A 16,486-nucleotide genomic window follows, 5' to 3' on the forward strand; every position below is an offset into this window, starting at 1 on the left:
TTTTTCACGTAAAACGCCCTTTATACTACCGCGCTTCGCTTGCTTGCCCTGTCTTTGGTGTTGAAGTCTTGCGACTTCAAAACCAAAGACAGGGTATATGTTCTCCCACAAACATTTTACTCTAACGTAGATGGAGATGGTTGGTTTTATGTATAATATAGACAATAACAAGGTGATACACGAGAGGACTCATTGCTATAGCGTAGAATTAGGTGGAAAAGAGGAATGAAGTTGAAAAAGTATAAAGGTTACCTTATCGATTTAGATGGTACGATGTATCGGGGAACAGAACCGATCGAAGCAGCAGCAGATTTTGTCCGTACTTTAGTAGAGAATAACATTCCTTACGTATTTGTAACAAATAACTCTTCAAAAACACGTAAGGCTGTATCAGGTCATTTAAACAATATGGGGATCATTTCTACTCCAGGTCAAGTGGTCACCACGAGTATTGCTACTGCTAATTACATCCAAAATCAAAAGGAGCATGCTCGGTGCTATGTCATTGGCGAAGAAGGTTTGATTTCAGCGCTTGAAGAGAATGATCTAATTATTACAGATTTAGATCCAGATTATGTAGTTGTAGGAATTGATAGAGAAATAAGTTATGAGAAATACGCGAAAGCCGTCCTTGCTGTTCGTAATGGTGCAACGTTTATTTCGACAAACAGTGATGTAGCTATCCCGATGGAACGCGGACTTTTACCGGGAAATGGTGCATTAACAAGTGTTATAACGGTAAGTACTGGAGTGCAACCTATTTTTATCGGGAAGCCTGAGGCAATTATTATGGAAGAAGCATTAGCGATTTTAGGAGTAACTAAAGAGGATGCGTTAATGGTTGGAGATAATTATAATACGGATATCCGTGCTGGCATTCATGCAGGACTCGATACATTGATGGTGTTCACCGGGGTCACGCGATTTGAGGAGCTTGCCGGTTTAGAGGTGAAGCCAACGTATCACGTTCACAGTTTACGAGATTGGGTACAGCATATTTAAATTCTACATATCTATCGTAAAATGATAAGAACAAGCGTGGCTTACATACGCTTGTTCTAAAAAAATTGGTTATGAAGCAACTAGTCCACAACAATATAAGTAGCAGAAATAGGGCCATGTACGCCCACAATCAGATTCATTTCAATATCTGCACTATTACTAGGACCAGAAATAAAACTGATATAGGAGGCAACGTCCTCCCCTTTGACAATTGCTTCATGAATTTGCTGTGCAGCTTGTGTCATTCGGGGGACAATGGTCTCTTTTGGTATGATGGCAATGTAAGCTTTCGGCAACAGACTGATCGTGCGGCCGTGATGTTTATTATGGAATAATGTTACTGTAGCAGATTCAGCTAATGTGATGTCACTAAAAGTAATGCCAAGATCAGCTCTCTCTGCAAAGACTTGGTTTTCTTTTTCTTTTGTGTGGTCCCATATATGAATTTCTGTGGATTGTTCCAGTTTTTTAAATAGATTGGTTAATCCGTACACATCATTTCTTTGGTCATTGGGAGCAATGATTGACTGCCCCTTATAAGCTTGAATTGTGTCTTCAAGTACTTGCTCTAAGCCTGCCTTATCTGTTCGTTTAAAAACAGTATGGATAGCTTGGCATTGCTTTTCTAGTGCTTCTATTAATTCATCTTGTGTCTGTCCCTTTAATACTTCCAGTTGTGGCGTGACACTCCATATCGGTCGTTTCACTCCTTCTGTACGGCGGGGACGACCTAGATTTGCAGCTAAACCATCTAAAAAGGCTTCCCGATTTTGAATCGTCATTATTCCTCACCACTCTTTTCTCTCTCTTTATACCAGGAGCGGAAAGATTGTTTACTCGGAGCAGGGAAGTTCCTTGAGTTTGTCCAATCTTTTAATGGTCCTGGTCCATTTCCGATGATGTCATCTTTCGTCCAAGGATTTAGTGCAAGACGTGCCATTTTTGTACTTAATTTATATACTGCCGGACTGGAAGACCATTTTGCAAAGCCCTTCATCGCCATTTTTTCAACCATAGGTGCTTGTTTTTCTTTCTCGACAATAATCTGACGGTGTCTGATCAGCATTTCATGCAGAGGAATTTTCACAGGACATGCTTCCGTACAAGCACCGCAGAGGGACGAGGCATAAGGCAATTCTTTATGATTCTCATAGCCATCTAATAAAGGGGTGAGTACTGCTCCAATTGGACCAGGATAAATTGAATTGTATGCATGTCCACCGACATGGCGATAGACTGGACAAGCATTGATGCAAGCAGCACAGCGAATACAGTGTAGGGCCGCTTGGAACTCTGTGCCCAAAATTTTAGAGCGGCCATTATCTACAATGACAAGATGATAATCATCGGGTCCATCAATTTCATCATCCAGACGTGCTCCAGTATAAGAAGTGATATAACTAGTTAATTTTTGCCCAACTGCTGATCTTGTCAATAAACTAACGAGGACCTCCATTTCCTCCCAGGTAGGTACAATTCTCTCCATGCCCATAACTGTTATAAGTGTATCTGGAAGCGTGGTGGCCATTTCTGCATTTCCTTCATTCGTTACGAGTGTGATGGTGCCTGATTCAGCAATCGCAAAATTACATCCAGTAATTCCAACTTCTGCGGTTAAAAATTCTTCTCGTAATTGGCTACGTGCAAAATCCGCAAGCTCTTCAGGGATATCGGAGCCGGTGTAACCTCTTTTTTCCGCAAACGTTTCCCGTATTTGTTCTTTGTTTTTATGTAGTGCCGGTACGACGATATGGGAAGGAGGGTCTTCATCTAATTGTAAAATCCATTCACCGAGGTCCGATTCCACTACTTCTGCACCGAGACTTTCCAATGCTCGGTTTAAACCAATTTCTTCCGTAACCATTGATTTTGTTTTAACGACCTTTTTGGCTTCTTTCTTCCTAATCACGTTTTGAATATAATCATTCGCTTCTTCAGCAGTTGCTGCGAAGAAAACATGACCACCCCGTTTAGACACTTGGTCACTTAACTGTTGTAAATAATAATCAAGATTTTCGACAGTGTGTTTGCGAATTTCAGCTCCTAGCTGACGCCAATCTTCCCAGTTTCCCAGCTCTGTTTCTTGGATCCGTTTTCTTGATCTGAAACGTCCTTGTGCGGAAGAGACGGCCAGGCGCATAAAGTCATTTTCAATACCTTGTTGAACACGCTCTTCGTATGGAGATTCATTAATTTTAATGCTCATGAATAGACCTCCTTTTACTTCGTTGTATTTAAAATTTCAGCCATATGCACGACCTTTACCGTTTTACCTTCGCGTTGCATCATCCCACCAATATTGATAAGACAGCCCATATCTCCTCCAACAAGATATTCTGCCTCTGTTTCCGTCACGTGCTGTGATTTTTCTTTTACCATCTCTTCTGAAATAGCAGCGTTTTTGATGGAGAAGGTACCACCAAATCCACAGCAATCTTCTTTTATCGGCAATTCGATGTACTCGATTCCTTCGATATTTTTTAATAGAGTGATAGGTGCTTCGTTAACTCCTAGGATACGGCTCATATGACAGGAAGGATGGTAAGTGACTCTGCCTTTAAAAGCGGAGCCTACATCAACTATTTCAAGTACTTCTACTAAAAATTGTGTTAACTCGTATGATTTGTTCGCTAGTTTTATCGCTTCATCTTCCCATTCTGGGTCGTTTTTAAATATATTTGGGTATTCCTTCAACATACCAACACAGGATCCAGATGGCCCGACGACATACTCAGAATGCTTGAACGCACGCATCATCTGTTTCATCGCTTGTTTGGACTCTGTCAGATAACCGCTATTATAAGCTGGTTGCCCACAGCAGGTCTGCAATTCCGGGAAGTCAACCTCACATCCGAAACGTTCGAGGATTTCGACGGTATCCTTCCCAACATCTGCAGAGAAAATATCGCAAAGACATGTAATGAATAAAGAAACCTTCATGGTGTTCACCTTCCTTTATTAACGGTTGTTTTTATAAGGTAAGAGCTCAATATAGCAATAGTTGGACCAACCAAGGTGCTATGATGGACACTGTGACTGCACAAACAATCATGGCAATCGTGCTGATGGATCCTTCACGTAAACTGCTTTCCAATGCTTTAGCAATCCCAATCGCGTGAGAACCACTGCCTAATCCAACGCTTTTCGCAATATCATCATTGATTCTGAATAACTTATATACCATAGAGCTGAAAAATACACCGCCGAATCCAGCAACCAATACAAAAACAGCTGCCAAAGAGGTGACTCCGCCTAAAGTCTCTACGATAGCTACTGCCACAGGCATGGTCACAGATTTCGTTGTGAGCGAGAGGATGATTTCGTCCTCAAATCCAGCTGCTTTGGCAAGTAAAATACCGGCGGATATACCTACTGCTACACCAACACATGAACCGAGAAGAATGGGGGTGAGATGTTTTTTTAACACATCACGTTGTTTGTACAGTGGATAGGCAAGGGCTACAACTGCTGGACCCTGCAACTCTTTGATCCATTGTCCGCCTATCATGAATGTTTCATAAGGTATCTTGAAAATCAGCAATAGTATGATGACGATGAAGGTTGATGTAACGACAGGAACCGTAAATGTAAGCTTGAGCTTTTGATGAAGTAATTTTGCTAGAAAGTAGATACTACAGGTCGCAGCGATCGCCACGAACCCAATAATTAGATTAATCATGTTGCTTTTCCTTCCTGTACATAATCCATTGACTGGTAGCTCCTGAGCTGGCAATAACAAGTACCGTACAGAATAATACGATTAGAACAAGTAAAAAACCACGACCCGCAAAGAAATCTAAATAATTGATCAGGCCAACCGTTGCAGGAATGAAAAATAAGACAAGATTATTAACAACAAACTTCGAGCCTTCCTCAATCCAGACAACTTTAATTAAATCTGTCGAAAGTAAAACAAACAGGATAATCATCCCTATGACACTTCCAGGAATAATAAGGTCAAAAGCATTCTGGATCCAGTCTCCAATTCTATAAATACTATATAAAAAAATGATGTGAAGAATGATTTTGAATATATTCCACAATATGATACACACCCTATCTCCTGAAGTGATGCAGTAAGTGGCTGTGTTTGACGCCTATTTACTGTTTCCTTAAATAACAACATATACATATATATATTTAAAAATTTATAAATTATATTATATTCTAATATTATATCGGTTGAATGTAAACTGCTAGATATGAATAGTATAGAAATGTTTTCTTTCTTCTTTTTTAATTTTTAAAAATTTGCACAAATGTGATAGTATAATATATAATCTTAACTGCGTATGTGAAATTGTAGTAAAGTTGATAGTGATTATCGTGAAAAATTAAGTGACGAAGGGGAGAGGAAAGGTATGTATAAAAATATATTGAGGCATCCTGGACCTACGCCAATTCCTAAAAAGGTGGAACTGGCAATGGGACAGGATATGTTTAGTCATCGTTCGGAGGAATTCGTTAAACTTTACCGGGAAACTACAGAACGTGTGAAGCCTGTTTTCGGAACGAAGCAAGAAATCTTACTTCTACCATCCGGGGGAACAGCAGCATTGGAAGCGGCTGTTGTGAATGCCGTTTCTCCTGGGGAAGAAGTGGTTGTCGTCACAGTGGGAGCTTTCGGGGATTATTTCGTCTCCATTTGTGAAAAATATGGCTTGAAAGTACATAAACTCGAAAAAAATTGGGGCGAAGCTTGTACGAAAGAGGAGCTTGCGGACTTTTTGAAACCATTATCTAATATTAAAGCTGTCTTTGCTACGTACAATGAAACATCTACCGGAATTTTAAATCCTGTCGATCAGTTGGCAGAAGCAGTACGGGAACATTCTGAGGCGATTTTTATAGTGGATGGCGTGAGTGCTTTAGGTGGCGCCCCTGCGGAAATGGATGAGTGGGGAATTGATATTTTAGTGACTGGTTCCCAAAAAGCGATGATGCTTCCTCCAGGTCTTTCTTTCGTAGCTGTAAGTGACAAAGCTTGGAAACAGATAGAGGAGAATGCCCCAACTGCATATTATTTGAATCTATTAAGTTATCGTGACTGGGCGGAGAAGGGAATGACTCCTAATACGCCAGCAGTTTCCCTTATTGTTGGGCTTTCCGCTGTATGCGATTTGATTGAAGAAGAAGGCGGAATTGCAAAGACGGTGGAAAGACATGAACTTATGAAGAATATGGTTCGGGCATCTATGAAAGCATTGTCCATCGATTTATTGACAAATGATGAATTTGCATCACCAACCATTACGGCAATCCGTACTCCTAAAGGCTTGAATCTCGCGGATTATTTAGGCCACTTAAAGAAGGAATATCATTTGGATTTTGCTGGTGGTCTCGGTCACCTTCAAGGTGAGATTTTCCGATTCGGTCATATGGGCTATTGCTTCCCGAGCGATGTTTTAGAAGCAGTTTCTCTTATGGAAGCAGGGTTACAAGATTTCTCTTATTCCTTCGAGTCTGGAGCTGGCGTGAAGGCAGCACAGGATGTATATTTAGCTTCATTGAAGAAAAAATCTGTAGTAAGTAATTGATTTACAGTATAAAATATTCGGGAAATAGGATTCGCAAAAGTTGATCAACTTTGTGTGAATCCTATTTTTCATCTAACTAATCAGCCCTTAAAGGCACATTTGATAGGGATCTGCTAAATCGATCATTTTTCTGACTGCATGAGACAAGTATTTATCTTTCTTCCAAATCATTGCCAACTCCAAATACACTACCGGCTTGTGGAAAGGAATTGCTCTAATATTTTCATTGGAGATCCGATCGCAAATCTTACTTGGCAATAATGCGCCCCCCAGCTTTGCTTCGACCATATCCACCATAAAGTCTTTCTGAGAGCTTTCACACACAATGTTCGGGTAAAAACCATGGTCTCGGCATGCTTCCATAATCCGGTCATGAAGCGAGAAGTCTCGACGATATAGTATAAGCGGTTCCGTTTCGATATCAGAAAAGTGGATAGATGCTTCTTCGGCCAAAGGGTTATCCTTATGTATAATGAGCATCAATGGGTCCTTCAGCAGGTGGATGGTTTCATAGTTCTCCTTTTGGATAGGGAGGTTACAGATCAAACCAACATCAAGTTCACCTTCATTTATTTCCTGTTTAATTTTATTACTACCGACTTCATTTAAACTGATTTCAATCTCTGGATACAATTCAATGTATTTGCTGATGACCGTCGAGAAAAAAGCTGCACCAATGATTGGTGGAATCCCGATTTTGATTTCTCCTTTTTTCAACTCACCAACATCCTCCAGTTGAGCTGTCAAATTATCATAAGCATCGAGCAAGGTTTTTGCGTTTGTCAGAAATACTCTTCCCGTATCCGTCAGCTCCAGTCCCGTTGCCACTCTGTAGAAGAGAGGAGTACCCAGCTCATCCTCCAATTTTTTGATTGTTTTACTTAAAGAAGGCTGTGAAACATGCAAGGTGGAGGCAGCCTTTGTGAAGCTCCTTCGTTTTGCGACCTCTACAAAGTAAGTTATTTGTCTGATATCCATCATACCATCTCCTTACCTCGTTTCGTACTTGTAATCTGATTATACGCTAACGTATAACCAAAAGGAATAACGAGTATGCAAAACTTGTATTTCTGTTTCGGCATGGGACCGATTAGAATGAGAGGTAAAAGATGTGTAGAGAGGGTGGAGGTAACATGGTTGGATATGTAGAGACAGGCAGGCTTCGAGTTGCAAAAGTACTATCTGAGTTTATTAATCAGGAAGCACTTCCTGGAACTGGACTTGACCGTAATCGTTTTTGGGATGATTTTGGAAAACTCGTATCTGATTTGACTCCAAAGAATAAAGCGTTGTTGGCAGAGCGAAACAATATGCAGAAGAAGATTGACGCTTGGCATAAAGAAAATAAGACAATTAATCTAAATGAATATAGAGCCTTTCTGGAAGATATCGGTTATCTTGAAAAGCCAGTGGAAGATTTTACAATCGAGACGGAGAACATTGATGATGTCATCACAAAGCAAGCTGGTCCACAGCTCGTTGTGCCAATCGATAATGCCCGTTATGCACTGAATGCAGCCAATGCACGCTGGGGTTCCCTCTATGACGCTTTATATGGAACGGATGTAATTAGTGAAGAAGGTGGAGCGGAGAAAACTGGTGCGTATAATCCTGTACGTGGTGAAAGGGTTATTGCCTTTGCGAAGAAATTCCTGGATGAGCATGTTCCTCTTCAGACTGCTTCACATTCGGAAGCGGCAAGTTATGTTGTTGCCAACGAAAGATTGGAAGTCATTCTACATAACGGAGTGAGAACGGAACTGAAAGATACTTCCCAATTTGTAGGTTACCAAGGAACAGAATCAGACCCTGCAGCTGTATTATTGAAAAATAATGGATTGCATATCGAAATCCAAATCGACCGTGATCATGTGATTGGAAAAATGGACACTGCAGGTGTGAAAGATGTTTATTTAGAATCGGCACTGTCTTGTATTATGGATTGTGAGGATTCTGTAGCAGCGGTTGATGCAGAGGACAAAACACTTGTATATCGAAACTGGCTTGGCTTAAATAAGGGGGACCTTTATGTCAAGTTCCTTAAAGGCGGGAGAGAAGTCACCCGCAGCTTGAATCCAGATCGGGAGTATACTAATCCCAAAGGTGAAAAGTTCACTCTTTCTGGCCGTACACTCATGTTTGTACGGAATGTCGGACACTTGATGACGACGAACGCGATTCTAGATGAAAATGGAGAGGAAATACCTGAAGGGATTATGGATGCTGTGTTTACAAGCTTAATAGCAAAACATAATCTCATAGGAAATGGTATGTACCAAAACTCTGCTAAGGGCTCTATGTATATAGTAAAACCAAAAATGCATGGTTCCAAGGAGGTAGCATTTGCGGATGAGTTATTCAGCCGTGTAGAAGAAATGCTTGACCTCGAAAGGAATACTTTAAAGATTGGTGTCATGGATGAGGAACGGCGCACCAGCCTGAATTTGAAAAATTGTATTTATGAAGTGAAAGAAAGAATTGCATTTATTAACACAGGATTTCTTGACCGTACCGGTGATGAGATTCATACGTCAATGGAAGCTGGACCGATGCTCCGAAAAGGTAATATGAAAACCTCTACTTGGCTGGATGCTTATGAGAAAAATAATGTCAGTACAGGTCTTCATGCTGGACTGAAAGGAAAAGCACAAATTGGTAAAGGGATGTGGGCGATGCCTGATTTGATGGCTGACATGCTGGAGCAAAAAGTCAACCATGTAAAGGCAGGTGGAAACACTGCATGGGTACCATCGCCCACAGCGGCAACTTTGCATGCGATCCATTATCATCAAATTGATGTGAATAAAGTTCAAGACAATCTTCAAAGAGAAATAACAGATTATCAGAATGATATTTTACAAATACCATTGGCAAAAAATCCGAGCTGGTCAGCTGAAGAAATCCAAGAAGAGCTTGATAACAGTGCCCAAACATTACTTGGTTATGTCGTTCGCTGGGTAGATCAAGGTGTTGGTTGCTCAAAAGTGCCGGATATTAATCATGTCGGGCTTATGGAGGACCGTGCTACCTTGAGAATTTCGAGCCAGATGCTCGCAAATTGGTTGCATCACGGCATTTGTACAGAGGATCAATTGATGGATACACTAAAACGTATGGCTAAAGTCGTTGATGAGCAAAATGCTGGTGATCCGGCATACCGTCCAATGTCTCCTAACTTTGATGATTCGGTTGCATTTCAGGCTGCATGTGATTTAGTTTTTAAAGGAACAGAGCAGCCTAATGGCTATACGGAACCAATTTTGCATCGTCGCAGAATAGAAGCGAAAGAGAAAATTACAGTTCAATAATTTCATCTATGCCCCCGTTCAAGGGGGCTATCCATACCCATTCTAACTATCATATTTAATTCCCCTAACGAGATTTGCTATATTTAAGGTCAAAGTATCTTGACTTTGACTAAGGATAAAGGATAATCTATAGTTAGATTTATCAGAAAACAATATGAAATTAAAATCTTCGTTAAATGAATCGGATGAGAACAGCAGATCTAGTCGTTAATTTTTTTTTAATAGCGCAAAAAACATTGAATGGACAACGCTTACATTTCGTCGAGGGAAGACCAAACCATTTGTTCAGGAGGGGGAAGTCGTATGATTCAATCTGGCACTGAAAGTATATTACCAAAAGAACAAATAATAGAAGTGGATGAACCAGATCATCTCCTTGGCAATGGAGGTGTGCAAATCATGGAAGCCTATTCCGAAGAGGATATTTCCAAAGTGCTCACCTATGCCTATGAAAATGAGAAAACAGTCAATGTGATTTCTGGTGGAACGAAGAGAGGCTTTGGAGGGGAAACGGAAAAGGCAGATATATTATTGTCGCTTAAACACTATACAGGCATTGTGGAACATTCCGCAGGGGACCTTACAATGACAGTGAGGCCTGGAACGACGCTCAAAGAGATTGATGAAGAACTGGCCAAAAGCGGGCAATTTGTCGCGCTTGATACGCCTTGGCCTGAATTGGCGACCATCGGGGGAATCATTTCTGCTAATGATAGTGGACCGAAGCGGTTGCTTTATGGGTCTGCGAGAGATTTAGTGATCGGGCTACGAATCGTATACGCAGATGGCAGGGTAATCCGTACCGGGGGAAAAGTAGTGAAGAATGTTGCCGGTTATGATATGAATAAGCTTTTTATCGGTGCGATGGGAACACTTGGAGTGATAAGTGAAATTACGATTAAATTGCGTCCGCTTCCTAAATTTGAAGGACTTTCGTTGATTCATTTTCCTGAAGGAAGTGAATCTGAGATACGTAATTTCGCCGTTTCACTGCTTGATTCGATGATGGAGCCAGTGACATTGGAATTATTATCTCCATCACTTGCTGAAACATTAACTGGGAAGAACTCCCACACTCTAGCAATCGCATTTGAAGATAGGCAGAAGGCAGTTCTGGAGCAAGAAAAGTGGATAAAGGAAAATCTGCCAGCAAATGTGGTACATACCGTAATTCATCAAGAGCAAGCGCAAAAGTGGTGGGAAGACTTCCGGCATATCGGCCCAAACGGCCATAATGATGACAATATCGATGCCCATACTATGGCGGCTTTGAAAATTGGAAGCAATAACCTGGATGTACTTGTTAATCTGCAAACTGCAGAAAGACTCGCTGAAACCCACCATGTAACCATCGAAGGCCACGGTGGTTTAGGACATGGCATTTCACGCATATTTGTTAAAGGTCAACCGGAAGATATCGTTCAGTTCATTACAGAATTTAGAGAAAAAGTAGAGCAAAGGTTTGGTTATGTTGTTTGTACCCATCTGCCTTTTAGGTTAAGGGAAACTGTCCAAGTTTGGGGAGAGAAGCCAGCATATTTCGCACTTCTGGAAGGGATAAAAGCAACAAATGATGCAAAACGGATCCTGAACAGAAATAGATATATAGGAGGAATATGATATGAACGTGGGTGAAAAAGAAAGAGAGACAGTGAACCTTGTCAGTATGTTGGAAAATAAGGGGCCAGCCTGTGAAACTAAGACACTCGGAAACTATCTCTGGGATGACTTACCTGATCCAGATAAATGGGCAGATTGTGTCCATTGTGGTATGTGTCTGGAAGCATGTCCAACATACCAAGAAACAGGGGAAGAGCAACATTCACCTAGAGGGCGGGTTTACTTAATAAAGGCAGTGGCAGAAGGGAAAATTGATATCAATGAAGCTTTCGCCAAGCCAGTATTCGATTGTCTGGATTGCAGGGCATGTGAAACAGCTTGTCCAGCGGATGTTCAAGTCGGCGGCTTGATTGAGGAGGCACGCGGACAAATTCGTCAGGCAATGCCGTTAACCGGTGTTAAAGGGGTTGTCAGTAAAACCGTATTAAATGGGATTTTCCCTAACAAGAAAAGGCTGGATAGACTGGGGGGATTCATGAGGTTTTATCAGAAGAGCGGTCTGCAGAAAGTCGCTCGAAAAACTGGAGTTCTCAATGTCATGCCAAGTCATATGAAAGAGATGGAAGCAATTCTTCCAGAAGTTGGGAAACCGGTGCTTGGCAGATACCCGGAAGAAGTGCCGGCCGAGGGTGAATCCAAAGGGAAGGTTGGCATGCTGACAGGATGTGTTATGGATGTCATGTTCAGTGATGTGAATGAAGCGACCATTCGTGTCTTGAACCATAATGGCTATGATGTCGGATTGCCGAAGCAACAGGGATGTTGTGGTGCACTGCATATTCACGCAGGTGATAGGGAAACCGGGAAAGAACTCGCTAAAAAGAACATAGAAGCTTTTAAAGATTACGATAAGGTGCTTGTCAACGCAGCTGGATGCGGCTGCGCGCTCCAAGAGTATGATGAGTTGTTCCGTAATGATCCGGAAATGCTGCCGCTTGCTGAGGAATTTTCTGCGAAAGTGGAAGATGTCTCCAAATTCCTATATGACAATGATTTCAAGCGGCCAGAATCTGAAATCAATACAAAAATTACGTATCATGATGCATGCCATCTGGCGCACGGACAAGGGGTCCGCTTTGAGCCACGTCAGCTCTTGAAAGAAATCCCAGGTGTGGAAATGGTTGATTTACCTGATGCGGATCGATGCTGTGGCAGTGCCGGAATTTACAATCTTACTCATCCGGAAATGGCAGGAAAATTGCTTGACCGGAAAATCGATGACATACCAGAAAATGTTGAGATGATTTCCATGGGGAATCCTGGCTGCATGCTGCAAATTGCAATGGGAGTCGAGAAGCACGGACGCAGTGAAAAGGTTGTTCATACGGTGCAACTGCTGGACTGGGCTTATGAAAAGGATAAACAGCAAGTGAAATCATAACCTGAGGGGGGTGTTTGATTTGTTTGGAAGAAAGCGTAAAATAAAAACTTCGGATCCGTTGGTTCGTAAATTGATGGATATTGTCGGAGAAAGTGAAGTACTATTTGAAAAAGAAGATTTAGTCGCTTATGAATGTGATGGCTATACGATGTATAAAGGTATGCCGCGAGCTGTTGTATTTGTGCACGATACACAAGAGGTCTCCGATGTAGTGAAATGTTTGAACGAAGCAGAAGTCCCGTATATCGCGAGGGGAGCAGGAACAGGCTTGAGTGGAGGCGCAACACCTCTTGGCGGAGAAGTGATCATCAGTTTGGTGAGAATGAAGCGGATGCTTCATCTTGACCTTGAGAACCGAAAAGCTGTGGTGGAACCAGGTTACATCAATCTCAAGCTTACCCAATCTATTTCGGATAAAGGCTACTATTATGCTCCTGATCCATCAAGTCAATATGCGTGCACCATTGGCGGAAATGTCGCCGAAAACTCTGGCGGCGCCCACTGTCTAAAATATGGAGTAACGACTAACCACATCCTTGGACTGGAGGTTGTACTTCCTAGCGGTGAAATTGTCGATATCGGAGTAGAGGGGGTTCCGGACCTGCCAGGTTATGATCTGCTTGGCCTGTTGACTGGTTCTGAAGGTACACTTGGTATTGTGACTAAGGTTACAGTAAAAGTTCTAAAGAACCCGGAAGGAAAGAAAACAGTACTTGCCTATTATGATGATATCGATGATGCAAGTCAGGCTGTATCTGACATTATCGCCGCAGGCATCATTCCGGCAGCACTGGAAATGATGGATCAAGTCGCAATTGAAGGAGTGGAGTCTGCCGCTTATCCGGTAGGACACCCAAGAGATATTGCTGCATTTCTGTTGATTGAAGTGGATGGAATTGAGGCGGGAATTGATGACCAGATTGAGGAAATCTTGACTGTTTGTAAACAGAATAACGTGAGAGAAGTAAAAGTTGCTAAAGATGAGGCTGAACGTGCCCTATGGTGGGCAAACCGCAAGATGGGCTTCGGTGCAATGGGAGCAATCTCTCCAGACTACCTGGTTCAAGATGGGGTAATCCCGAGAACCCGATTACCGGAGGTTTTAGCGGAAATCAGGGAAATCAGCAGGAAATATAATCTTCGTATAGCAAATATTTTCCATGCAGGTGATGGAAATCTTCATCCGCTTATATTGTATGATGCAAGTGTCCCAGGAGAAAGTGAACGTGCATCCAAAGCAGGTTCAGAATGTTTGAAAGTCTGTGCGGATGTAGGTGGATCTATTACAGGGGAACATGGGGTAGGTATTGAGAAATCAGCCGAAATGCGTTTTATCTTTACGGATGAAGAATTAGAGGCACAAACAAATATCCGTGAGGTATTTAATCCGCAAGACTTGTTGAATCCAGGCAAGCTCTTCCCGCAGCCGGGACGCTGTGTGGAAGTGAAAAGGGCAAATCAAGATGAAGTTCAACTCGTCTAATGGGTGAATTTAATTCTATTAGGGAAACGACTCGACGCTAAAGCTGTCGTGTTGTTTCCTGAATAAAAATCAGTTGAATAGATTGGTTTTGCCGTTTGATTCTAAGTTAAACCGCGGAACTTAATAAATATGTTTATTTTTGAAATCGCTTACAATTTATGTATATAACTATGAATCTATGAACAGGGCACAGTGCTGAAATGAAGAAAGGGATGAAGTTAGATGTGAAATAAATGAACTGGCATATGTTTGAAATCCAGTACAACAAGAAGCAACATAACAAAATGGAGGAAAACCCCAATATTACATTAAACAACACTATTACATCTAAAAAGTAATAAGTTGTTTAATATAAATGAATACAAGGAGGGAAAAAAATGGGGGTAGGAATGTTAGCTATTCTAGCGTTACTTCCGATTATTGTTGTTGCAATCTTTTTAGTAGGATTGAAGTGGCCGGCGAGTAAGGCGATGCCACTGTCCTACATTGTCGCAGTGCTTTTAGCTTTATTTGTCTGGGATGTAGCCTTTCCACAAGTCGCTGCTGCCTCTGTCCATGGTTTGGTTGTTGCTGTTACGTTATTATTTATTATATTCGGAGCTATTTTGGTATTGAACACACTACAGGAAAGTGGAGGTTTGCACACGATACGTCGCGGATTTACCGATATTTCTCCGGATCGGCGAATCCAAGTCATTATCATTGCCTGGTTATTCGGTTCATTTATTGAAGGTTCAGCTGGATTTGGTACACCGGCAGCCGTTGCAGTACCATTAATGGTTGGGCTTGGCTTTCCGGCAATGGCTGCGGTTGTCGCTGGTATGATTATTCAAAGTACACCAGTATCGTTCGGAGCTGTGGGGACACCAATGATTGTTGGGGTAGGCACTGGAGTTGCGCCGCTTACGGAAATTTCAGATGTGTCGGCATTCGTATTTGAAGCTGCCACCAAAGTAGCGACACTTCATTTAATTGCAGGATTGTTGATACCTTTATTTTTAGTTGGTATCTTAACTAAATTCTTCGGGAAAAATAAGTCATTCAGTGAAGGTTTAAAAGTATGGAAGTTTGCATTATTTGCAGCTCTTGCGATGACTATACCATATATTATAGTTGCATTTTTATTAGGTCCTGAATTTCCAGCAATGCTTGGAGGGTTAATAGGATTGGCAATAGTCATTCCTACTGCCCAAAAAGGTTTCCTTACACCTAAAGGAGACGATGTCTGGGATTTTGAGTCAAAAGATCGTTGGGATCCGACCTGGACTGGGCGTGTTGAATTAAAAAACAGTGAAATCTATGCAGGTAAAATCAGTATGTGGCGGGCATGGGCCCCATATGTATTGATTGCGGCATTCCTATTAATTTCGAGATTGACGGTAGCTGGAGATTGGCTAAAGTCTGCCAAGATTGTAATCCCGAATATATTCGGAACAAATATTACATCAACTTGGGAAATCTTATTCTCTCCAGGATTTATTTTCATTGTTGTTGCAGTAATCACATATTTTATGCACGGCATGAAACCAAGCGATTTTGGCAGAGCATGGAAAGCGTCTTGGAAAACAATTGTCGCTGCTAGTACTGCACTTGTGTTTACTGTTCCAATGGTGCAGGTATTTATTAATACAGCTGGTGGTGGAGCTGGTTATCCGGAAATGCCGATTGCTTTAGCTGAAGGTGTGGCAAATCTGGCAGGTTCTGTGTATCCGATTTTTGCAACATTTATTGGAGGAATTGGGGCATTTGTAGCTGGAAGTAATACAGTCAGTAATATGATGTTCTCTTACTTCCAATACGGAGTTGGTGAGCGAATTGGTGCAGATCCAACATGGATTGTTGCTCTCCAGGCAGTTGGTGGTGCAGCAGGTAACATGATTTGTGTGCATAACGTTGTTGCGGCATCGGCTGTTGTTGGACTAATTGGTAAAGAAGGTCATGTTATACGTAAAACGCTTCTGCCGTTTTTCTATTATGCGCTTTTAGCAGGGTCCATCGGATATTCCATTATATGGACAGCAGAGAAAGGAATATTCAATATCGGCTCAATCATAGCAATCATCATCTGGACCATTGCCATTTATATTATTGCCACAAATAATAAGCGGTTGAATGAACTCGGAGGAAAGAGGAAAAGTGCATAATTCAGCTGCAG

The 16,486-nt window shown here is 41.7% G+C and carries 13 protein-coding genes; 7 read left to right on the forward strand and 6 right to left on the reverse strand.

The window, feature by feature from the left end; genetic code table 11:
- Nucleotides 1-231: 231 nt before the first annotated feature.
- Nucleotides 232-1,002, forward strand: a complete 771-nt coding sequence (locus M3210_RS16290) for a TIGR01457 family HAD-type hydrolase (protein WP_251516661.1) — start codon at nt 232-234, stop codon at nt 1,000-1,002.
- 80 nt (nt 1,003-1,082) lie between these two features.
- Here M3210_RS16290 and M3210_RS16295 read toward each other — a convergent pair whose 3' ends face one another.
- The 5 genes from M3210_RS16295 to M3210_RS16315 are packed head-to-tail and all read right to left on the reverse strand — an operon-like array spanning nt 1,083 to nt 5,045.
- Complete coding sequence (locus M3210_RS16295) at nt 1,083-1,784, reverse strand: LutC/YkgG family protein (protein WP_251516591.1); 702 nt, start codon at nt 1,782-1,784, stop codon at nt 1,083-1,085.
- A complete protein-coding gene (locus M3210_RS16300) occupies nt 1,784-3,208 on the reverse strand; it encodes a LutB/LldF family L-lactate oxidation iron-sulfur protein (protein WP_251516593.1) in 1,425 nt (474 codons plus the stop codon). The genes M3210_RS16295 and M3210_RS16300 overlap by 1 nt, the downstream gene beginning before the upstream one ends.
- Before the next feature lie 14 nt (nt 3,209-3,222).
- Nucleotides 3,223-3,942, reverse strand: a complete 720-nt coding sequence (locus tag M3210_RS16305) for a (Fe-S)-binding protein (protein WP_251516595.1) — start codon at nt 3,940-3,942, stop codon at nt 3,223-3,225.
- Between the two features lie 46 nt (nt 3,943-3,988).
- Nucleotides 3,989-4,681 (reverse strand): LrgB family protein, encoded by a 693-nt coding sequence (locus tag M3210_RS16310; RefSeq protein ID WP_251516597.1) that lies wholly within the window; start codon nt 4,679-4,681, stop codon nt 3,989-3,991.
- Complete coding sequence (locus M3210_RS16315; RefSeq protein ID WP_251516599.1) at nt 4,674-5,045, reverse strand: CidA/LrgA family protein; 372 nt, start codon at nt 5,043-5,045, stop codon at nt 4,674-4,676. The genes M3210_RS16310 and M3210_RS16315 overlap by 8 nt, the downstream gene beginning before the upstream one ends.
- Before the next feature lie 318 nt (nt 5,046-5,363).
- On the opposite strand from M3210_RS16315, the gene M3210_RS16320 reads away from it, so the two are divergent.
- On the forward strand, nt 5,364-6,539 hold the full coding sequence (locus M3210_RS16320; RefSeq protein WP_251516601.1) for a pyridoxal-phosphate-dependent aminotransferase family protein: 1,176 nt from the start codon (nt 5,364-5,366) through the stop codon (nt 6,537-6,539).
- An 87-nt stretch (nt 6,540-6,626) separates the two neighbouring features.
- On the opposite strand, the gene M3210_RS16325 is transcribed toward M3210_RS16320, so the two are convergent.
- On the reverse strand, nt 6,627-7,517 hold the full coding sequence (locus M3210_RS16325; RefSeq protein WP_251516604.1) for a LysR family transcriptional regulator: 891 nt from the start codon (nt 7,515-7,517) through the stop codon (nt 6,627-6,629).
- 155 nt (nt 7,518-7,672) lie between these two features.
- Between M3210_RS16325 and M3210_RS16330 the strand changes: the two genes are divergently transcribed.
- From M3210_RS16330 to M3210_RS16350, 5 genes are all read left to right on the forward strand, one after another.
- On the forward strand, nt 7,673-9,847 hold the full coding sequence (locus M3210_RS16330) for a malate synthase G (protein ID WP_251516607.1): 2,175 nt from the start codon (nt 7,673-7,675) through the stop codon (nt 9,845-9,847).
- Nucleotides 9,848-10,150: 303 nt separating this feature from the next.
- Nucleotides 10,151-11,467, forward strand: coding sequence for an FAD-binding oxidoreductase (locus M3210_RS16335; RefSeq protein WP_251516610.1), 1,317 nt, complete (start codon nt 10,151-10,153; stop codon nt 11,465-11,467).
- 46 nt (nt 11,468-11,513) lie between these two features.
- Nucleotides 11,514-12,848: a (Fe-S)-binding protein gene (locus M3210_RS16340; protein WP_251516664.1), complete on the forward strand. Its 1,335-nt coding sequence runs from the start codon at nt 11,514-11,516 to the stop codon at nt 12,846-12,848.
- Nucleotides 12,849-12,921: 73 nt separating this feature from the next.
- Nucleotides 12,922-14,331 (forward strand): FAD-linked oxidase C-terminal domain-containing protein, encoded by a 1,410-nt coding sequence (locus M3210_RS16345; RefSeq protein WP_251516667.1) that lies wholly within the window; start codon nt 12,922-12,924, stop codon nt 14,329-14,331.
- A 377-nt stretch (nt 14,332-14,708) separates the two neighbouring features.
- Nucleotides 14,709-16,475, forward strand: coding sequence for an L-lactate permease (locus tag M3210_RS16350; protein ID WP_251516613.1), 1,767 nt, complete (start codon nt 14,709-14,711; stop codon nt 16,473-16,475).
- Nucleotides 16,476-16,486 lie beyond the last annotated feature (11 nt).

The sequence above is a fragment of the Oceanobacillus luteolus genome (assembly GCF_023715655.1).
GTDB classification, from domain to species: Bacteria; Bacillota; Bacilli; order Bacillales; family Amphibacillaceae; genus Oceanobacillus; species Oceanobacillus luteolus.